This window comes from Serratia sp. Sp408, assembly GCF_057180665.1.
The window spans coordinates 77,145-98,516 of sequence record NZ_JBXUFT010000001.1; the positions used below are offsets into that span (position 1 = coordinate 77,145).

At 47.6% G+C, this 21,372-nt stretch carries 16 protein-coding genes, 1 tRNA gene and 1 pseudogene; 8 read left to right on the forward strand and 10 right to left on the reverse strand.

Features of this window, described 5'->3' with window-relative positions; genetic code table 11:
* Positions 1-4 precede the first annotated feature (4 nt).
* From proA to AC2AXP_RS00430, 6 genes and pseudogenes are all read left to right on the forward strand, one after another.
* Positions 5-1,258 carry a glutamate-5-semialdehyde dehydrogenase gene (gene proA / locus AC2AXP_RS00405; RefSeq protein ID WP_004954911.1) on the forward strand — a complete coding sequence of 418 codons (1,254 nt, stop codon included), beginning with the start codon at positions 5-7 and terminating at the stop codon, positions 1,256-1,258.
* A 191-nt stretch (positions 1,259-1,449) separates the two neighbouring features.
* Positions 1,450-1,525 (forward strand) — tRNA-Thr (locus AC2AXP_RS00410).
* A 163-nt stretch (positions 1,526-1,688) separates the two neighbouring features.
* Positions 1,689-2,885, forward strand: a complete 1,197-nt coding sequence (locus AC2AXP_RS00415; protein ID WP_484381361.1) for a tyrosine-type recombinase/integrase — start codon at positions 1,689-1,691, stop codon at positions 2,883-2,885.
* Positions 2,886-3,062: 177 nt separating this feature from the next.
* A pseudogene (locus AC2AXP_RS00420) lies at positions 3,063-3,401 on the forward strand (tyrosine-type recombinase/integrase); the annotation flags it as partial.
* A 55-nt stretch (positions 3,402-3,456) separates the two neighbouring features.
* On the forward strand, positions 3,457-6,708 hold the full coding sequence (locus AC2AXP_RS00425; RefSeq protein WP_484381362.1) for a hypothetical protein: 3,252 nt from the start codon (positions 3,457-3,459) through the stop codon (positions 6,706-6,708).
* A gap of 361 nt (positions 6,709-7,069) precedes the next feature.
* The gene (locus tag AC2AXP_RS00430; protein ID WP_484381363.1) at positions 7,070-7,780 is read left to right on the forward strand and encodes a TOPRIM nucleotidyl transferase/hydrolase domain-containing protein; all 711 of its coding nucleotides are present in this window, start codon (positions 7,070-7,072) and stop codon (positions 7,778-7,780) included.
* A gap of 192 nt (positions 7,781-7,972) precedes the next feature.
* Here AC2AXP_RS00430 and AC2AXP_RS00435 read toward each other — a convergent pair whose 3' ends face one another.
* Positions 7,973-8,821, reverse strand: coding sequence for a hypothetical protein (locus AC2AXP_RS00435; RefSeq protein ID WP_484381364.1), 849 nt, complete (start codon positions 8,819-8,821; stop codon positions 7,973-7,975).
* Positions 8,818-10,572, reverse strand: a complete 1,755-nt coding sequence (locus AC2AXP_RS00440; RefSeq protein ID WP_484381365.1) for an AAA family ATPase — start codon at positions 10,570-10,572, stop codon at positions 8,818-8,820. The genes AC2AXP_RS00435 and AC2AXP_RS00440 overlap by 4 nt, the downstream gene beginning before the upstream one ends.
* Before the next feature lie 444 nt (positions 10,573-11,016).
* On the opposite strand from AC2AXP_RS00440, the gene trpS reads away from it, so the two are divergent.
* Positions 11,017-12,021: a tryptophan--tRNA ligase gene (trpS, locus tag AC2AXP_RS00445; RefSeq protein WP_039991083.1), complete on the forward strand. Its 1,005-nt coding sequence runs from the start codon at positions 11,017-11,019 to the stop codon at positions 12,019-12,021.
* Positions 12,022-12,374: 353 nt separating this feature from the next.
* Here the strand turns inward: trpS and AC2AXP_RS00450 are convergent, their stop codons facing one another.
* From AC2AXP_RS00450 to AC2AXP_RS00480, 7 genes are all read right to left on the reverse strand, one after another.
* The gene (locus AC2AXP_RS00450; RefSeq protein WP_004954904.1) at positions 12,375-12,785 is read right to left on the reverse strand and encodes a tautomerase family protein; all 411 of its coding nucleotides are present in this window, start codon (positions 12,783-12,785) and stop codon (positions 12,375-12,377) included.
* A 259-nt stretch (positions 12,786-13,044) separates the two neighbouring features.
* Complete coding sequence (locus tag AC2AXP_RS00455) at positions 13,045-14,163, reverse strand: M20 family metallopeptidase (protein WP_004954901.1); 1,119 nt, start codon at positions 14,161-14,163, stop codon at positions 13,045-13,047.
* The gene (locus AC2AXP_RS00460) at positions 14,163-14,918 is read right to left on the reverse strand and encodes a glutamine amidotransferase (RefSeq protein ID WP_004954898.1); all 756 of its coding nucleotides are present in this window, start codon (positions 14,916-14,918) and stop codon (positions 14,163-14,165) included. The genes AC2AXP_RS00455 and AC2AXP_RS00460 overlap by 1 nt, the downstream gene beginning before the upstream one ends.
* Positions 14,919-14,930: 12 nt before the next feature.
* Positions 14,931-16,010, reverse strand: a complete 1,080-nt coding sequence (locus AC2AXP_RS00465; protein ID WP_484381366.1) for a phosphotriesterase family protein — start codon at positions 16,008-16,010, stop codon at positions 14,931-14,933.
* Between the two features lie 3 nt (positions 16,011-16,013).
* A complete protein-coding gene (locus tag AC2AXP_RS00470) occupies positions 16,014-17,015 on the reverse strand; it encodes an ABC transporter permease (protein WP_164844279.1) in 1,002 nt (333 codons plus the stop codon).
* 18 nt (positions 17,016-17,033) lie between these two features.
* On the reverse strand, positions 17,034-17,780 hold the full coding sequence (locus AC2AXP_RS00475; RefSeq protein ID WP_164844329.1) for an ATP-binding cassette domain-containing protein: 747 nt from the start codon (positions 17,778-17,780) through the stop codon (positions 17,034-17,036).
* Positions 17,781-18,160: 380 nt separating this feature from the next.
* Positions 18,161-19,183, reverse strand: a complete 1,023-nt coding sequence (locus AC2AXP_RS00480) for a LacI family DNA-binding transcriptional regulator (protein ID WP_004954886.1) — start codon at positions 19,181-19,183, stop codon at positions 18,161-18,163.
* A 343-nt stretch (positions 19,184-19,526) separates the two neighbouring features.
* Here AC2AXP_RS00480 and AC2AXP_RS00485 point away from each other — a divergent pair, with 343 nt between their 5' ends.
* On the forward strand, positions 19,527-20,480 hold the full coding sequence (locus AC2AXP_RS00485) for an ABC transporter substrate-binding protein (protein ID WP_039991078.1): 954 nt from the start codon (positions 19,527-19,529) through the stop codon (positions 20,478-20,480).
* A 1-nt stretch (position 20,481) separates the two neighbouring features.
* Here the strand turns inward: AC2AXP_RS00485 and AC2AXP_RS00490 are convergent, their stop codons facing one another.
* Entirely contained in the window at positions 20,482-21,354 is an 873-nt protein-coding gene (locus AC2AXP_RS00490; RefSeq protein ID WP_004954880.1) for a PfkB family carbohydrate kinase, read from the reverse strand.
* Positions 21,355-21,372 lie beyond the last annotated feature (18 nt).

A 21,372-nucleotide genomic window follows, 5' to 3' on the forward strand; every position in this document is an offset into this window, starting at 1 on the left:
GAGCATGCTAGAGCAGATGGGGAAGGCCGCCAAGCGGGCTTCCTGGCAGCTGGCGGTGTTGAGCACGGCGAAAAAGAATCAGGTGTTGGCGGTGATGGCCGACATGCTGGAAGCCAACGGCGAAGCGATTTTAAAGGCCAATCAACAGGATATGGCGCAAGCACGCGCCAGCGGCATGAGCGAAGCGCTGCTTGACCGCCTGCTGTTGACCCCGGCGCGCCTGACGGCGATTGCCAACGACGTGCGTCAGGTCTGTCGCCTGAGTGACCCGGTCGGCCACGTGCTGGACGGTAGCCTGCTGGACAGTGGCCTGAAGCTGGAACGCCGCCGTGTGCCGTTGGGCGTGATTGGCGTGATTTATGAAGCGCGGCCGAACGTCACCATCGACGTCGCCAGCCTGTGCCTGAAAACCGGTAATGCAGCGATCCTGCGCGGCGGCAAAGAGACGCACCACACCAATCAGGCGACGGTGAAGGTGATTCAGCAGGCGTTGGAACAGTGCGGCCTGCCGGCAGCTGCGGTACAGGCGATTGATAGCCCTGACCGGGCGCTGGTGAACGAACTGCTGCGGCTTGACCGCTACGTCGATATGCTGATCCCGCGTGGCGGCGCCGGCCTGCACAAACTGTGCCGTGAACAGTCCACCATCCCGGTCATTACCGGTGGTATCGGTGTATGCCATATCTATGTTGACGACAACGTGGATTATGACAAGGCGTTGACGGTGATCGAAAACGCCAAAATCCAGCGGCCGAGCGCCTGTAACTCGGTGGAGACGTTGCTGGTTAATCGCGCCATTGCCGACAGTTTCCTGCCGGCGCTGAGCGCGCGGATGGCCGAGTGCGGCGTGACCCTGCATGCCAGTGATAACGCCATGCCGTTGTTGCAGGCCGGGCCAGCCAAGGTGGTGGCCGTCGCGGCGGAGAATTACGACGATGAATGGCTGTCGCTGGATCTGAACGTGACGCTGGTGGACGATGTCGATCAGGCCATCGATCATATTCGTACCCACGGCACCAGCCACTCTGACGCTATCCTGACGCGTTCATTGAGCAACGCCGAGTACTTCGTTCGTGCGGTGGATTCCTCGGCGGTGTACGTCAACGCCAGCACGCGCTTCACCGACGGTGGCCAGTTTGGCCTGGGCGCAGAAGTGGCGGTGAGTACGCAGAAACTGCACGCACGCGGCCCGATGGGCCTGGATGCGCTGACCACCTATAAATGGATTGGTTATGGCGACGATCTGGTGCGTAGCTAACGCCTGACAGTTACCATAAGGCACACCTCAGGGGCGCAGTTTTGTGCCCTTGAGCCATCAATATGTGACCCTGCAAAGTATACGGTTGATGAGAAAATCGACGTCCGGTTAGCAGACTATTGACTCACCGGGCGCTTTTGCATAAGTTGTTCGACGCACTCCGGCCGGCACTCGCTGGTCAGGCTCCCAAAGCCGATATAGCTCAGTTGGTAGAGCAGCGCATTCGTAATGCGAAGGTCGTAGGTTCGACTCCTATTATCGGCACCATTTCAAGCTCTTCCCAAGTCTACCGAAATCAACTAAAAGCCCGTATACTGCGGTTTCTGGCCCGTATCTTATCTCCTGTTATCAACTGTACTCAACCGAAATCAAGTAGCAGTTGGGGGCATAAGTGGGGGCATTCTGTGTTCGGTCCAGGGAGATGCCCCCAATGAAGCTTAATGCACGACAGGTAGATGTTGCTAAACCCAGAGAGAAAGCCTACAAGCTAGCAGATGGTGCAGGCTTGTATCTTGAAGTTGTTCCTTCTGGTTCTCGATACTGGCGGATGAAATATCGCTTCAATGGAAAAGAGAAACGTATGGCTTTTGGTGTCTATCCGGCAGTGTCCCTTGCACAAGCGAGGGCACTGCGTGATGAAGCTAAGAAAAAGCTGGCCGAGGGTATCGATCCGTCTTTCGCCAAGAAAGAAGAAAAGCTGGTTCGCGATGTGCAGCTCAATAATACGTTTCAGGCTGTGGCACTTGAATGGCACGGAACAAAGGTAAGCCGGTGGTCAGAAGGTTATGCCTCCGACATTATCGAAGCCTTCAATAAAGATATTTTCCTTTATATTGGCCAACTGCCGGTGAATGACATCAAGCCTTTAGTTCTGCTGAATGTGCTACGTCGAATGGAAAGCCGTGGCGCGACAGAGAAGGCCAAGAAGGTTCGCCAGCGCTGCAGCGAAGTTTTTCGTTATGCCATCGTTACCGGCCGCGCGGAATATAATCCTGCCGCGGATCTAACCAGCGCGATGTCAGGGCATGAATCGAAGCATTATCCCTTCCTTACCGTTGAGGAGTTACCAGACTTCTTTAAAGCTCTCTCTGGTTATACAGGCAGCCCGCTGGTTGTTCTTGCCGCACGTTTGCTGATCCTTACGGGAGTTCGTACTGGCGAGCTCCGAGGTGCTTTCTGGAGTGAATTTGATCTTGAGAAAGCGGTGTGGGAAATTCCTGCCGACCGAATGAAGATGAAACGGCCTCACCTTGTGCCCCTCTCTACCCAAGCGCTGGAAATCGTACAACAACTCAAGGTGATATCTGGGCAATATCCACTGGTATTCCCAGGGCGAAATGATCCCCGCAAGACGATGAGTGAAGCGAGTATTAATCAGGTATTCAAACGGATTGGGTATATGGGGAAGGTAACGGGGCATGGTTTCCGTTACACGATGAGTACGATTTTGCACGAGGAAGGGTTCAATACGGCATGGATTGAAACCCAGCTTGCGCATGTCGATAAGAATGCGATTCGTGGGACGTACAACCATGCGTTGTATCTTGAAGGACGTAGGGAGATAATGCAGTGGTATGCGGATTATATTGATAATATTGGAAAATATAAAATAATCATGGCCTTATGATACGAACCTTAAATTGGTCCTTTATTAGTAGGTAGCGTGAAATCTAAAGCTTAGCTCCTCCGTTTTGGAGGAGTTCAACCCCCGTAATTTTTTGTACTGATTTACATTTGCGTCTGACTGTTTGCTTAGTGCCAGGAACGGACATAGAAAACACGATGTTATAAGATTAGGTGCATCTATCCGATCGTATTCATTGGACGTAATGATCGTACTAAGCCGATCTCAAAGGAAAGCATTAATCAGGTAATTGAGCTATTAGGATAAAAAGGAAGGCTGACGGGGCATGGTTTTCGTCACATAATGACTACCATTCTGCACGAAGAAGGATTCAACTCTGCATGGATCGAAACACAGCTTGCACATGTGGATAAGAACGCTATTCACGGGGCTTACAATCATGCACAGTATTTGGAAGGGAGACAACAGATGATGCAGTGGTATAGTGATTACATAGATAGTTTGTCTAGAAATAAACGTCCGCAATTTTTACTTCAAAAAAGGCAGTATGAACAATAAATCTAGTTGATGCATACAAAGGTTTATTGTCGATAGCAAGAGGAGCGTCAAAATCATGAATGTACAGGAAACCAAATTTTCATCTAAAGAATTTCTAAGGCGCCGTCGCCCTGAAAAATTTTCTGATTCAACAATCAGAGAGACTGGTACTTTAGATAGAGTTGTACTGGAACACTTCCTCTCTACGCTAAATACAAGAAATCAAGAACTACAATTCGAAGATTTTGCAAAAAAAATATGTGAAAAAATAATTTGCCCTAATCTCCTTGAACAAACTGGTCCTGTAGCAGGGGGGGATGGTAAAACTGACACACAAACATTCCCTGTTTCGGAACAGAATAAGCTTCTTTGGTTCGAAGGTGTTAATGAAGCATCAAATAAAGAACGTTGGGCCTTTGCGGTAAGTACACGTAAAGACTGGAAGAAAAAATGCCATGAAGATGTACTTAAGATAAAAGAAACAGAACGTGGGTATACTAAAGTATTTTGCGTAACGAATCAATCTGCAAAGTCCAATATTCGTTCAGATGTTGAGGATACACTAAAAACAAAAACTGGAATAGATGTTCGTATATTAGATATTAATTGGCTATTAGATCAAGTTTACAAAAATAATTTTGAGCAATTGGCCATTGATTCATTGTCAGTTCCAACGCAATATAAAAGAGAAGTTGTTTTTGGAGAAAATGATTATAAAAAGCATAAAAAATATGAAGAATTAACCGAGTATATTAGAGAGAAAATAAACCCTGCTGAAATTTCATATGAACAGGTGGATATGTTTTTAGAAGTTGCAGAGTTAAGCGCTGAACTTGAGAAACCACTAATTGAAACACAAGGTCTATTTGAAAGGGCTATAAAAATCTCAAAGAAATTCGGGACTAATCAACAATTGCTAGATGCGTATTATCAATATGCCTGGAAGTCTCATTTTTGGATGGAAGATTTTAATCTCTTCGAAGAAAATCTTCAATTTGCATATGAAAGTATTGCATCATCAACTAATTCCTCAAAATGGGAGAAAGTTTTAAATTTAGTAACCGTTCATAAAAGTTATATTAGACTTAACAACGCAACATCTACAATCGACATTGAGAATATTGAACGTAACATGCTCGCTAAACTAGATGAGATAGCTGACGATGAATCACGTCCCAGTAATGCACTCACAGCGAGAACTCACAAAGCTATTTATAAATTGACAACGTTTTCAGATGTAGAAGATGCTTCGGTTGTATTTGAAGAGTTACATGAAATTTTTAAAAATAGTGGGAATTTAATAGGCTATCCCTTTGAGAAGAACTTCCAACTTTTGAACGAACTAGATGACATTTTTTTCGAGGTAGATGCATATGAAAATTTATTAGACTATATGACTGAGCAATCTGCTGTTAGAGGTGGTGAAGTTAAAGGGGCATTATTAAATCTACGAAGAGGTATAAAGAGGATTCAAAATGGTCACCCTTATCAGGCAATCAAGTATTTAGGAAAATCTTTTATTCCACTCTATAAAGAGGAATCACGAGATAAATTTATATTAGCATTAAAAGCTATTGCTTATGCTTACGAATCCATTGGGTTGCTATGGAGTTCACGTTCATGCTTGCTTCTATCCGCTTCTTTGATTACAGATAACTACTGGAAGTATGATGAGATATCATTACAGCAGGCTGAGATTTATTATAGTTTATGCCTAGCAGAAATAAAACTAGGGAAATTAGCACATGCTCTTTTATGGTATGAACTGTTTTTAATAATTAACCAAAATATCAGTGATAGCTCGTTCGGCGATAAAGAAAATCAGCAAGTTGATTTTTACATAAGTCAACTCATTTTGAACACTGACCTAAATGGAATAAATCGACAGAGTAATATTCCCGATGAACTCGATAGATTAGGTCTTTTTGTATCATCGGGATGTCTTAAATATGCTTTAGGTTATATTGAAGATTTTGAACGTGAGTACGAAGTTACTGCCGATAAAGATCATAATGATTTCTTGCAAAAAATACGTGACTTTGATTCTGGATTCAATAGTAAAGGCATAAAAGATAACTATGATAAACGAGGAGTATATACATCTTTTATTTTTGGATGCACCATAGAAATTAACTTTCCGAATCGATCACCATTTATAGAGTTTTCAACTAGTATCTTAGCACTTTTAGAGAGTGCTTTTGCAACTTGTACGATTGATAACATCCATCTGAAAGAAGCATTTTTAATTATTGAAGTAATAGCAGATGATGAAGATGACTTATCCTTATCACATGAAATAAATAGCAATAATGGAAAACTAAACCTTACTATAAATTGCAATGGTTTTGAGACAAGTGCATTTAGAATCGATGCTCAACAAAAAATCACTAATGAATTCAAGAAAATAGTATTTGATCTTCTCCCTGAGTTATTTTTTATAAAAAATACAGAATACATTGAAAGAATGATATTCGAAGATGCTGCATTTGACAGAGCAATTAGTTTCGGTGCCTGTATCAAAGCTATTGAAAATGTTCTTGGAAATGATATTGATCAACAAATTAAGAAAATTTATTCCACCAGTGCTGAAAAGAAAACTTACCCTCTTTTAAGAGATAAATCCTGGGATAGTGAATTTCCGAAAGTGTTGGAGATCGAGGATATAAATGTTCCAACACCTGGTAAAGGAAGAATGCCTGAAGAGGAACTTAATTCCGAAAATATAACGCATAAAGATTATTCAATACAAAGCCTAATCAAACCTCGTCTATGGGATAGAACACGCTGGCAAGGAGTAGGCTTCGCTCAATTAAAATCGTGTTATCCAGGGTTATATCTATTATTTAAACACCCCGATATAGGTGAGGATATTTTTAAAGATCTTATATCATCAGTAGGCTTGGTAGATAGTAAAGCCAGATTACGGGTTTGTATTGTCAAGGGTATTTCAGTTAAAAACCCAACTCATTATAGAGTACTGATATCTGAAAATATGATGACAACGCCATTAACTAAAAGAATGACAATGATCAGTAGAATTAATACGATGACTCCTGATAGTAATGTCAATTTAGAAAGATTTCTTGCTGCGTATCAGGCCTGTGGAAAATTCTATCTTGGATGTGATGCGATGTTGAAAAATATTGTTCCTGAGCATCCACAAAGAGATAGTTTAGGGATAGAAATGAGTACGTTAGATGTTAGGTGGGCTTGGGAAATTGGGTTAAATGATGTTGATTGTATTGGGGTTAATTTAAAAGAAGATGACCCATATATTCCTAGTGATGTAGCTGAGATCCCATTATTGAAATTGATAAACAGTAAATAAAATGTTTGCTAAGAATACCGCCTCTTAAGGGGGCGGGTTCTAGACAAATCTTTAGCCTCTTCACTAATGCTATTCGTGTTATCGCTTTCATAATAAATTGCTTACCTGTTTCCCATTGCTTAACACGCATCGAAGTAAGTATGCATTCCGAACTTCCGCTCCTCGCTCACAGCAGACCTTTGGCCCAGTGAGTTTGTCCGCTCTGTGCCAGGAGCGGACGTTACGAATGCTTTGGTCTGTTGATAAATTCAGATATTAATTGATTAAAGGCATGGTAATGTTTAGGCTCTGTAGGATAAATTTCCCGCAGTATTTTCGGTTATCAATAGCTTGTGGAGTTAACTCTCAGAGGGGGCAGTTAGTGGGAACAACAATCGAGGACATCCAATACGAAGAAATGTTAAATGCACTTGTCTTCGAAAAAGTCATGCAGAATGAAGCAAAAAAACAATGTATTTACATTTTTGTCGAAGGTGAGTCTGAAGAACTTGCTTTTCAACACTTACTTGAAAACTGTGGTATAGATTTTGATAAGTTTGGTATTGTAATTGCGAATTACAATGGGATTGGTAATTTAAAACACGCCATAAGACTTCTACATAAAACATTGAGCCATGATCGACCAATAATAGTAACGTATGATGATGATCATGAAGGAAAAAAAATAAAGAAAATAAATAGTCCATTGATAACATACTTTAAAATACCATTTACCCCTGTAGTTTCTTATAGTGATGGTTCTTTAGGCGGAACATTTGAAGAAAGCTTTCCTAAAGATTGCTTTATAGATGCTTGCTTTCAGCAAAATGTTATAGCTAGTTCTTTTTTATCAAAACGCAATGATTTTGAAAAAAAATTTAATCCAACTGAGCCATGGTTATCTCAATTAGCACAATTCATTTCCTCCAATGGTGGGCCTTCTAATTCTATCAATAAAATAAAATTAGCTGAAAACATGGTGTTTTCAGTATCTCAGATCCCTGAAACCTATAATGAATTAGCCAAGGTGATTATTGATATTAGAAACAAAAATCCAATAAAGCATCCTGAAGATGTAGATTTGAATTTGTAAAAAATACTATACATTTTAATGAGCAGCTCTTTCCGCATTTGGTAGATATTATCGCAACGTCCTATTTTCGCTCACAACGGAGGTTCTGCACAGTCAGAACGTCCGCCCTGTACTTAAAGCAGACGTTCCAACAACCGAGCTACTTAATCGTGATGAATATCTTGAATTTTGTTTTATAAAATATAATGCAATTCACACCATAGGTAATACCTCATTGGATAAATATTCCATTAGATTTTCATTACGTAGCACGCCGTCATAGAAAATATATCCCCAAGAGTTAATTGACTTTTCAAGAGCCATATCACGAAAATTCTCCAACTGCTCTCTTACATTCAAACCTTTAAGGCGTATTTTCCCCACGAGACGCAGTAATCGTAAATAATTACTTTTAAAATAACGATTGTAGCGTGCAGGTATTTCTAATTCCGTTATATGTCTCGAAATTAATTTTTGCAACTCTCTGTCAATATCAGGATGTGGATAAAGTTCAATTGAAGTAGGTGCATTAAATGGTTCATGAATATCCAAAACTAGCACTTGTTGTTCTATAAAATAATCAAAGTAAGGGTGAATAAAAAATCGGTTACCTTCATCATCATTTATCTTAACGCCCTTAGCACCTTGGCAAATATCACACATTGGAAAAAGATTTACTAATGTGACTGAAAATTCAGGGAAAATATCTTTTGGCAAATAATGATCAAGAGTATTAGGAGTTCCATCTTCGCCGCATGCCGGGCAATAATCTAACTCTCGATTTCGCAAATTTTCCAGAAGGGGTTTCTGAACTGATTGCTCCCCTGGGGATAGATATAGGTTTTTGAATCGCCCATGAACTGATGGATCACTCATCTCTTCCCAAACTTCAATAAACTCTGAATTGCCACCAATTTCAATATATTTAAGGACCCGCATTCTCCATGCTTCTTTGATCCGGTTAAAATAAGCTCGATGTTTTCCCCTCTGGCGCTCTTCAACAATGCGCTCAAGTAACTCAAGATCATTCAGCTCTAAACGAGGGTAGTTAAGGTGTATCACCACTTATCCTCCGCCATTGCATGGATCTGAATCAACATCTCTTCGTTGATGTTGTTACCTAAGGCTTCAATAAGTTTTTTTGCAGACCCGTACTCTTCCAACTTTTCTACTAGCCACGCCTCGAATGGTTTAGAAACAGATTTATCGCCGAATACATAAGACGAAATCCGTTGTATATCTCCACCAAAAGTTTCAAAAGGGGGATGGTTGATAAATAGACCATCATTAGTGCGTTCAAAAACATGTACACAGTGTCGGGGCAGTTCACGCACAGTTACTAATGAATGTGTGGCCAGCAAGGCCTTGGAACTATAGTTACTAAGGATTTTCTTCAACATTTGGATGAATGCAATTTCAAGCGTCGGGTGTAGGAATAGTTCAGGTTCATCAATTAATATGAGACTGTTTCGGCGCATTGCTCCTAAGATATTCGTAACCATGTAGGAAAACAGTCGCTGACCTGAACTCAATTCAATAGGTGAATCACCCTTAAGGAAAACAATTCCGGTACGGGCGTGGAGATACTCACGTAATTTTTTTGTATCAGGTTCATCCATACGGGATGGACGAATAGGAATATATGCATCTGGTTGCTCATTGCCATCAATTATCTCATCGACTTTGATGTATGAATCCTCCAGTAGCCATGAACCATCTTCAAATAGTTGAGCTTCATCTTTGAAACCAACAACACCAATGGCGATATCATCAAAATCAATTGCGATTTTGAGTACAGAATAAAGGGTCGTAATCTTATTGGACCAAGTGTTAATTGCACCGTATTTACGATCATCTTCAAGACATGATATCAAGGAATAAGCAGCATTAAGATGAGGCCATTGTCGAGATAAACGGATTTTTTTATATTCTTTTCCGTTAGAATCCTTTCCTGTTTCATAAGTTCGTAAGCCAAAGTATCGATAAATGCCATGATCTTTTCGCTCAATACCATTCTTTCTATCAACTGCTTCACTATCAAGTGGGAACAATTCAAATGGACTGTAAGAAACTACAACAACCTGATTAATGTTAGGTTCTTCTTCGAAACCTGTTTTGTTTTTTTCACCCGGGACTTGTCTAAGCCAGTCATCGACAATCTGAATTAAAGCTTGTGATTTTCCAATACCATTGGGACCAATCAGGACATTAATATCATGTGGTAGTGGCGTAACGGTAGCAAAATTCATATTCAAGGGTTGGATATCTCCCGCAGATGTTAGAAGGCGAAAGATCATGTTGCCTATACTAATCCCTTGCCTGTTTAGAAAGCGCCATCCATCTAGAAATGCTTTAATAGACCCACGCTCACGTTGGAGCGACTTCTTAAACCCGTCTGAGTTAACTAATTCTAAGCTATTGGTATCTTCAAGAATATGAACCATATAACTCGCATCACAGAGAATTTCTGCAACCTTAGTGGCAGCGTCCAAACCAAGGTGCCCATCTATTAGTTCATAAAAAGTAATATCTTCCGGATTTGAAACATAGGATAAATCTTTAATAGGGAATACACCATCCCATCCTTTTGAGACAAGTTCATCAAGAAAACTGAAAGATATCATTTGATCTTTGATCAAAATCTTAAGAGTTGGAAGTTCAATCTCTTTGCCACCAATCTGACAGTATATTGGGAATGATGTTTTGTAATCGAAGTCATCCCATCGGTCGTATAGTAATAGGATGACAGTATGATGCGATTTAAGGATAGCCTCCCGTTTTACGCTATCCTTCCCTACATAAATTACGTCCATATGAACCTCTTTCTAATCGACAGTCGTTGAGGATTACTACTTTTCCTTTTATTTATCATCTAGAATCGTTCGTGTCGACTTTGTAGTGGTCAACAAAAACTGGCCACGGCTTTAGAGTTTTCCAGTATCGATCTTCCGATTCGTTTGCTGGCAACCCATCGCTATGCCTTGCGCCGGCGTAGGCATCACCGGCCATGTGTCCTGGCGCAACCGACAACCGCTATAAAAACGGGATAAGCCCCGGCTACTTTACGCCTATACCTCGCTATGATAAGTTCAAGTGATGAATACAGAATACAAAATCAGCGTTTTCAATCATAACCTGTGGTGGCTGCCTTCTTAAAGGCGGTCTGAATCTGTATTTCCCATTTTCAATTAACCGCCGAAAGGCGGTTAATTTCATTGATAAGACCCCCTTTCGGCCGGATGCCTAAGGAGTCTTATATGAACAGCAAATCCATTATTCTTACCGGCGATCGCCCTACTGGTCCGCTGCATCTGGGTCACTTTGTTGGCTCACTGCGCCAGCGCGTCGCCCTGCAACGAGATTATCAACAGTTTGTGTTGATCGCAGACCTGCAGGGGCTGACGGATAACGGCAGCAATCCGCAAAAAATTCGGGACAATATTCCCGAAGTTCTGGCCGATTATCTCGCCGCGGGTATCGATCCCTCGCTCACCACCCTCTGTCTGCAATCCGCACTCCCGGCCCTTGCCGAACTGACCGCGCTGTATATGAACATCGTTACCGTGGCGCGGGTGGAGCGTAATCCAACGGTAAAAAATGAAATAATACAAAAAGGGTTTGCACGGTCATTACCGGTCGGTTTTCTTGTCTATCCCATCAGCCAGGCGGCAGACATTACCGCCTTCAAAGCTGATAGAGTCCCGGTCGGCGACGATCAATTACCGATGATCGAACAGACTAACGAAATCGTCCATAAGATGAATAGCCTGTTCCCCGAACCTGTTTTGCGCCATTGCAAGGCGATGTTGAGCGAAACCAGCCGCCTTCCGGGTATCGACGGTAACGCCAAAATGTCTAAATCATTGGGCAATACTCTGCTCCTTTCCGCCAGCGAGGAGACCATCCACCGCGCGGTTGGCGCAATGTACACCGACGCCAATCATCTGAAAGTGACCGACCCGGGGCAGGTAACCGGCAATATGGTCTTCACCTATCTGGATGCGTTTCATAGCGATAAAGCCAAGGTCGCGGAGATGAAGGCACATTATCAACGGGGTGGTCTGGGTGACCGGACATGCAAAAATGAGCTTGAAATGTGTTTACAAGAGCTGATTGCGCCTATGCGCGAGCTTCGTGCAACTTATATTCAGGACAAAGGCATGCTGATGGCACTGTTAAAGAAAGGCAGCGAACGGGCACATGAAGTCACGCAGAGCACTTTGCAGGAAGTGAAACGCGGGTTGGGTGTTCCGGTGTTCTGAGGGGGGACGGGAGTATTGCATACCATTCACCCCGTGACTGGTCGGATGGATGAATATCACCGAGGCGGCTAAATTTGTGCTACCTGTGGAGAGCGGAAAGGCCTGCTTTGCGCCCATCGCCGCCAGGGGCGCTATGGCCGATTCTGTGCCACCAGCGGGCACATGAGTGGCCGGTAAAATCACGCTCGGTTACCGGTTCATCTCTTGTTGTCTCATCAACTCTTGAGGGCGTAGCGAGGCTTTTATACTGGCTCCATTAGCCTGATGCTGGCACAAAGTGGGGGGGTATCAGAATTAACATGCGCCGCGCATGTTGGAGCGATGCGCGGCAGGAGATGTGATGATAAATAGCGTTATGGGGTGTAAAACTGCTCTTTATGCTGGTAGCGATATTCTTGAGTGATCCCCGTGTAACCGTATGAGGCCGCTTTACAGTCGATGATATGAACGTTCGACTGAGGATGTAAGTTACCAATTGCTTGTTCCATCGCCTGATAAATCGCTTTTTGGTATGCCGCTTTCTGGTCTTTGCTACAGGTTTCATCCACGACGGTTACCTCCAGCCTGAACGAGTTTTTCCCCCACTCAGCCAGACTTTTGCCATCAATAAACCAGTCATCGTCATCGACATGTCTCACTATGACCATTGTTTCGAAGCTATTTTTGTTTAAAACATCACAGGTGATTTGAGTGGCTAGCAGTACACACTGTTTGGTGAGTTTTTGATTCTTTAAGCCAGACAGCGTCAGGGTTATACCCGGCATAACAAGTCCTTAATCAGATTTTCATATTGGCTAAATCATTATAGGAACCGCTACCGGTTCTGCAGCAATTTATAAATCATCAAGATGACATCTGCGCGCCGACCGATGGTATTTCGGTGGGCAATTGGGGGCCGTAGAAGCACAAAAGAAGCAGCCAGCGCTCTTGCCATGTGGCTATGCGCCTCCCGCACGAAGGCGCGGACATGACGGCCAGCCCCCGTACCGCGCAAGCCACTGCGCCGCCTACTGTCTAAGAAGCTCAGGTGCTACACATCCAGTCGCGAATAATCTCTCCGTATAGCTGCTCAGCCTCGTCTATTCGGCTGAGCAGGCAGTATTCGTCGGTTTGGTGGGCCATTGACGGCTCCCCGGGACCGAGAATAATACAGGGTGGATTTCCCAACGCCGGCAGCAGCAGGGATGCGTCGGTAAAGTAGGGGACCACGCGAGGTTGCAGCGGCTTTTCGTGCAGTGGCTGACAGCGCTGATAAACCTGCTTTATCCATACGCTATCTTCTTCGCTCAGTACCGCCGGCAGATCGATCAGCGTGGAAACCGTGACGCTCTTGCCAAGCAGCGTGGTCAACTGCTGTCGAATGGTGGCGTGCTGTAAATTGGGTGTGCTGCGAATGTCCACATCAAAACGCGTGTGATCCGGAACGGAGTTGATATTTAGCCCACCTTCGATGCGTCCGACGTTAAGCGTGGGCTGCTTCATCAGTGGATGCGGTGCACCTGGTGAAAAGTGTTGTATCTTACCCAAGGCATCCGCCGCCAGATAGATAGCATTAATCCCCAGTTCGGGCATCGCGCCGTGCGCCGTTTTCCCCCGCGTTTCGCAGCGTAGCCAGAGCGCGCCTTTATGTCCGATAACCGGATAATTGGCGGTGGGTTCACCAACGATCAGCGCGCCAATCGCCGGCATCGTCTCTGACTCGATCAACGCCCGTGCGCCGTCACAGCCGGTTTCCTCCCCGCCGGTGATCAGCAATACCACACCATGCCCGGCGATAATGTCTTTTCGCTGCCGAAGGCAGGCGATGGCAAACGCCGCTATCGCCGCTTTCATATCGCTGGCTCCGCGTCCGTAAAGGCGCCCATCATCCATCTGTGAACCGAAAGGATCGTACTGCCACTGCGCATTGCCGAGCGGAACGGTATCCAGATGGCCGGTAAAAGCCAGCGGTTTACCTGTCGTCGCCCCTGGCAACCTGGCGATCAGATTGCAGCGTCCCTCACCGAACGACGACAGAGAAACCTCAAAGCCGCTCTCGCGAAGCCAATCGGCAAAGAACTGCATGCAATCGACTTCGTTGCCTGGCGGGTTAATGGTGTTAAAGCCCAGCAGTTGCCGGGCCAGTTCTAGGGTGGTGGTCATCAGTCGCGTTCCGTCAGCCAGTCGAGGCAGTTAATCCACAGTTGGCGGTAGCCGGGCCATTTGGCAAACTCTGCTGGCAGCCAATGTGCGGACATATCGCTAGTCCATACCAGCGAGCGCCCCTGTTGATATTCGCGAACGGCCAGCAGCGGATGATCGGTACCGGCGATCGTAGCCAACAGTTTGCCCTGCGGATGCATTTCCACTTCGTTATAACCCAGCAGCCACGGCCATTCGCCCGGCATATCGTTAAACAGCGCGTGAGATCCCGTCACTTCGGCATAGCAACCTTCCGGAGTTTCAACACGATCATCCCATGCCAGGCAGCGTACTGGCAGCACCTTCTCCACTGCGGTATTGCGATAGCGCGCGCCGCCGTTAATTCCCTGGAAGCTGTAATAGCCGCCAATCATCATCAGCGCACCACCAGCCGCAACATAATCATGCAGTAGCGTCAGACGATTGGCGGTACGGCAGCTTTTCAGCCAGGTATCCGGATGCAGCAGCAACGTATTGGCACCGATATCCGACAGGATAATGGCATCCCATTGCCGTAATGCTTCCTGCGTTAGCGGAAACTCGGTCGCTGCCGCGTGGGCAGGCATATAGGTAATGGCATAGTCGCTATCTGCCAGCGCGGCCAGGAAATCCGTTGCGCCGGTATGCCAGGTGGCGGTAGCAAACTGATCGAAGCCTTTAACGTGTGTTGAAGTGCTGGTCCAGGATTCACCCACCAGTAAGATTTTCTTCTGCATTACTTTTTCCTTTTATCCGCCAAAGACCCGTTGGGGATTTCCAATCATCAAGGTTTCGAGTTGTTCGCCGCTGACGCCATGGCGCCGCAAGCGAGGAACAAAATGCTTGAGTATGTAGCCGTAGCCGTGACCGCCATAGCGGGTGAGCATGGTTTTCAGGAACACATCCTGCGATAGCAAAATCTGCTGGATATAGCCGTCGTCAATCAGCTCGCGAATGGCACGAGCGTTCTCCTCGTCAGAGGGGGATTGCGCCGACTCGTCGGCGTAGTAGTAGCTCATGCCGATCATGTCGTATTCGAGAAACGCTCCGCGTTGCGCCAGTTCGCGCTGGTAGCGCTTATCGGCAAAGCTGGGATTCATATGGCACAGCACCGTATGGCGTAGATCGGCGCCTTCCTGTTCGAGAATATCCAGCACTCGATGGCCGAGCCGTTCCCAGCCTGGCAGATGAACTTCGATCGGCACACCGGTCGCGGCACTTGCCCGGCCTGCGGCGCGCAGCGACTTCTCTTCATTTGACGTAAAGCGGCTGGAGATACCGATTTCACCGATCAGCCCGGCGAGCACTGCCGGCTTCTCCTCCGCACCGCCGAGGTCGTAGATCAGCCGTTCGGTCAACTGCTCGATGCTGCTGTTTTTTACCCACTCGGGATGCGACGGTTCCAGATAGAGTCCGGTACCCATAATAATGTTCAGTCCGGTCAGGCGAGCGATGCGCGCCAGCGCTTGCGGATCGCGGCCAATACCGATATTGGTCGGATCGACCACCGTTTCCCCGCCAAGGGCGCGATATTTGGTCAGTTCTTCAATTGCCACGTCGACATCAAACAGCTGACAGTTATCACGGCTCATCAGTGGATTGAGCGACAGTTCGCCGAGGTTCTCTATTTTCACGGGCATTTCGGCAAGATGGCGATCGCTACAGCAGCAAGGTGGCACCCATTTGCCGGAGGCATCCAGCAGGATATGCTCATGCATCAGCGTGACGCCCATCTCGTTAATAGGCAGCGGGCCCAGCACCGTCATTACGTAACCGCTGCTGACGCCTACCGGCAACGGAATAGGGTGGCGAAAAATTGATCCTTTCATCAGCTATCCTTTTGCCGCAGAGCGCGTGGGGTTGAGAATGCGGGTGTTCAGCCAGATAGCCAGCAGGATAATGGTGCCGGTGGCTATCTGAGTGTAGAACGGCGAGATATGCGACAGGATCAGCCCGTTCTGAATCACCGCAATCGACAGCGCGCCCAACAGTGTGCCGATAATGGTGCCGAAGCCGCCAAACAGACTGGTGCTGCCAAGAACAACGGCGGCGATCACCTGCAGTTCGAAGCCTTCGCCTTGGTTGGAGGAGCCGCTGCCGAGACGGGCGGTAATAATCATTCCTGCCAGTGCAGCGGCCATTCCGCTGATGATGTATACCTTCATCGTCACTGCCTTGGTGTTAATCCCGCTGCGGCGTGCGCCTTCGGCGTTGGCGCCGATAGCCGTAACGTAGCGGCCAAAGCGCATATGGTTCAGTACGATATGCCCGATAACCAGAATCATAATGCCAATCAGCGCCGGCATCGGGATACTCATCACCCAGGCGCGGCCGATAAAGGTAAACAGGCTGTCAGCGGGAACAGGAATCGAGTAGCCCTGAGTCACCAGCAGCGCGATACCCCGTACTACAGCCAGGGTGGCGAGGGTGACGATAAACGCCGGTATCCCTTCATAAGCAATGAAGAAACCGTTGATTGCGCCAACCAGCCCGCCGAGCAACAGACCACCGAGCAGAACCACCGGCCAAGGCAGTCCCCAGTTGTTCAGGGCGATAGCGGAGAGCGCGCCGACCAGCGCAAGGGTGGAGCCAACCGACAGGTCTATACCACCTGTCGTAATCACCAGGGTCATTGCGGTCGCGACGATCAGCAGTGGGGCACTCTGACGGATGATATTCAGCCAGTTGGTGCCGGTGAGGAAGTTACTGGTGATCAGTGAAAACACCACGCAACAGAAGACGAAAAACAGAGCGATGCTGACTACGCCCGAGTGGTTATGCAGCAGGCGTCGCGGCAGCGAATGCTGGATCATGCGGGAGCTGCTTAAGTTCATGATACTCATCCTGTTACCTCAGTGTGCAGCCGCAGAGTGAGCGGTGAATTTTTCGCCCACTATCAGGTTGACGATATCGCTCAGGCTGGTGTCGGCCACCCGCCGATCGGCGACGTTGGTACCTTCATACATCACCATGATCCGGTCACAGACCAGGAACAGGTCCTGCAGGCGGTGGGTAATCAGAATCACGCTCACACCGCGAGCAGAAACGCGACGGATGAGCTCCAGAACCGCTTCTACTTCCGCGACGGCGAGCGCGGCGGTTGGTTCATCCATAATCAGCACCTTAGGGGCAAAAGCCGCCGCGCGGGCGATGGCTATAGCCTGGCGCTGGCCGCCGGAGAGATTACGGACCAGTAGGCGGGTATCGGGAATGGAAATTCCCAGCCCTTTTAACATCTCACGGGCATCGGCGTGCATTTTGGCTTCGTCGAGAAAGGGGATGCCGAGCACCGATTTCATCGGTTCGCGGCCCATAAACAGATTGCCCGCGACATCGACCGTGTCACATAGCGACAGATCCTGATACACCATCTCGATATGGCAGCGCCGAGAATCCGCAGGATTGGTAAACTGGTGCTGTTCGCCGTCGATACGGATCGTGCCGCTGGTGGGGATCACCGCACCAGACAGCACCTTGGTCAGGGTTGATTTCCCCGCGCCGTTATCGCCCACTAAGCCCAGTACTTCGCCCGGAGCCAGCTCCAGGTTGACACCGCGCAGTGAACGTATCGACCCATAGGTCTTGGTGATATTGATCATCTCTACCCTTGGCGGGATAGTTTGTGGCTGCTGCATCTGTTAACTCCCATCGCTATTGCAGGGAAAATGTTCGCCGTCCTGTGCGAAAGACTCCATCCAACACGGTTTACAATCTAGTAAACCGGTTTACCTGGTGGGTGAAGTACTCGCAAACACAGTCAGGCCAACGCTATTTGAGATATTTGTTCGCCAGTAAGAACATTGCAGCATCCGTGCCAGGGCAGTAACAACACAGCAGCCCTATCATTTAACGCCATGTAATAAATCGGTTTTTTTTAAACACACCCCGGTAAACCGGTTTACTGATTATAGTGAATGGATTTTGAGTTGATCGTTTTTTGCGCCAAAATTGGGCGCTTTTGCGCCATTTTGGGACATGCTTAACAAATCTTGATTGAATCGCGGCTAATCCATTCGACCGGCAGGCGGGTTTCTGCGGGGATGTCTTTCTCGTTGTTCAGCAGGCGCAGGATGATATTCACTGCGGTGCGGCCCAGTTCACGTGCAGGCTGACGGATGGTTGAGATACGCGGCTGGGTAAAATCGGCATAGTTGGCGTCATCGAAGCCGACTAGCGACAATGCCGCTGGTGCCTGTAGTCCGTTGGCGCGCAGCCCGTCGAGCAGTCCCAGCACCAGATAGTCGCTGGCGGCAAAGACGGCAGTAGGGCGAACCGCTTGGCTAAACAGATATTCCAGCGCCTGTTGGCCGAACTCACGCTGGTATTCGCCGTACATGACCCATTCAGGTGGACAGCTCAGACCGGCCTGCTCCATAGCGGTGCAGAACCCCTGATAACGTTCGCGGACGCTCATCAGCTTGTCAGGCCCGCCGACGAAGGCAATATGGCGATGCCCGGCGGCGAGCAGCTTTTCTGTGGCAATCCGCCCGCCTTGCACGTTATCAGCAAAAACTTTCGGTACCTTACTACCGGGTATGTCCTCATCCAGCAGCACAATGCGTTCGTGACGTTGAATTTCTTTACGCAGCAGGCCGTTATCGGGGCGGTTAGTGGTGAACAACAGGCCATCGACCTGGCAGGTATCCAGCCAGCGAATGAATTGACACTCTTTTTCCGGGTTATTGCGGGTGATGCACAGCACCAGGCTGTAGCCGCTGGCAGAGGCGGCTTCTTCAGCGGCATCGGCCAGTTCAGCAAAGAAAGGGTTGGTAATATCAGGTAGCACCAGGCCAAGAGTTTCGCTACCCCCCTTGCTGAGGCGGCGTGCAAGGCTATTGCCACGATAGTCCAGTTCGTGGATAGCTGTTTCGATGCGATTGATGGTTTCCTGCGGCAGCACAATACTGTTGTTCATATAGCGCGACAGGGTGGCCTTCGACAGTCCCGCCAGCTTTGCCACATCGGATAACAATACGCGTTTTATACTCATTTCCTGCGCCATCTCTGCCAGAATCGGCTATCTGTAACATAGTTAAGCGCCGTGGATACAGCAATTTCTCTGGCAACAATTACTTGAAATAATTGCTTGACAAATTTCAATCAGCGGAGAATTGTATAGGCAGTTTACCGCATCATCCGGGAAGTCATTCCCAAACCCGCTTAAGCCATTCCAGTAGCGCACCGAAACGGACCGGTTGCCGGAATGAATTTAGGCCGGTGCTAGCCGAACGGTCCTTGATTGTTCTGGTATATACACGATATTTGCCCGCCAAAAAGTAACTCTTCTGCGTTCGCATGCGGCGCGGAATTCTGCTGGCTATCCACTCTTCCCGACGAGGATAATGATGATGTTATTTAACACCGGAAAACTGCGTTTTATTGCTATAGCAACGGCGATGCTGGCATCAGTTGTTTTTATTTCTGCTGCCCGTGCTGCGAGTCCGACTTATGCCTTGGTACAAATCAATCAGCAGGCTCTGTTTTTTAATTTGATGAATAAAGGCGCGCAGGATGCAGCGAAGTCCAGCGGCAAGGATTTAGTTATTTTTAACTCCAATGATAATCCGGTTGCGCAAAATGACGCGATTGAAAATTATATTCAGCAAGGCGTTAAAGGCATTCTGGTTGCTGCTATCGATGTTAACGGGATTATGCCGGCGGTAAGAGAGGCCGCCGCGGCAAACATTCCGGTAATTGCTATTGATGCTGTATTGCCGGCCGGACCTCAGGCGGCGCAGGTCGGTGTTGATAATATCGAAGGCGGTAGAATTATTGGTAAATACTTCGTTGACTATGTGCAGAAAGAGATGGGTGGCCAGGCGCGGTTGGGTATCGTCGGTGCCTTGAACTCGGCGATTCAGAACCAACGGCAGAAGGGATTCGAAGAGACGCTGAAAAGTAATCCGAAAATTACCATCGCTAACGTCGTCGATGGGCAAAACGTGCAGGATAAAGCGATGACCGCAGCGGAAAACCTGATTACCGGCAACCCTGATCTGACGGCGATATATGCCACCGGCGAACCCGCGCTGTTGGGGGCGATTGCCGCGGTGGAAAACCAGGGACGTCAAAAAGATATTAAAGTTTTTGGCTGGGATCTGACGGCGAAGGCGATTTCGGGTATTGACAGCGGCTACGTTACCGCAGTGCTGCAGCAGGATCCGGAACAGATGGGGGCAGAGGCCCTGAAAGCGCTGAACAGCATCACTTCAGGTAAAACCGTGCCGAAAACCATTCTGGTTCCGGCCACGGTGGTGACTAAAGCAAACGTTGATAGCTACCGTTCGCTGTTCAAGTAAGTTAGTGCGCGCCGTCCTTGGCTAACAGGGCGGCGAGTTCGTTGCCGTCAGGAAACGCGCTGAGCGTACCCCGGCGGCTAACGGTAATGGCGGCAGCGCGGCTGGCATGAGCCAGCGCCAGGTCATCCGGCTCCACCCCGCGCAGCAGCGCAGATGCCAGCATCACGGCAAGGAAAGTATCGCCTGCGCCGGTGGTATCAAGCGCTTCGACAGAGGTGGCAGGGCAGAAGTGGCGCAGGCCATCACGGATCAGCCAGGCTCCGGCAGCCCCTTGGGTAATGACCAAGGTTTTCACGCCGTAAGGTTGTAGTAGCTCTGCCTCGGATTCATTGACCACCGCGATGTCGATAAGTGGCCACAGGTGGCAAAAATCAGGATTAACCGGTGAAGGGTTAAATACCGTGGTCATACCCTGCGCTTTGGCGAACTGAAACAGGCTGCGAGTTTTGTCCAGGGAGAAATTCCCCTGTTGTAACAGAATATCGCCCACGGCAGCGTCAGCCAGGTGTGGAATAATATCATCCAGGCCAAATGTATCGGCGGCGGCGGTGGTTGTAATAATGGCATTGTCACCATCGGCGATATTTAAAATAATCGAGGTGTCGCTATGTTGATTGAAATTGCAGTCGGGTAGCAGCGTCAGGGGTTCATTTTTAATCTTCTGACGGATCCAGATGCCATTGCTGTCACTCCCTGTTGCGGCAATTAAACGCGTTTCGATGCCGCAACGGGACAGGATAATTGCCTGGTTCGCTCCTTTACCGCCTATATCCTGAGAGGTTTTAATTCCATGTATCGATGATCCTTTCTTTGGTATATCAGAAATGGACCATGCTTCATCTACGGTAATATTACCGGTAACGTAAGCTCGCATAGTGCTCCCTTAAAAGGA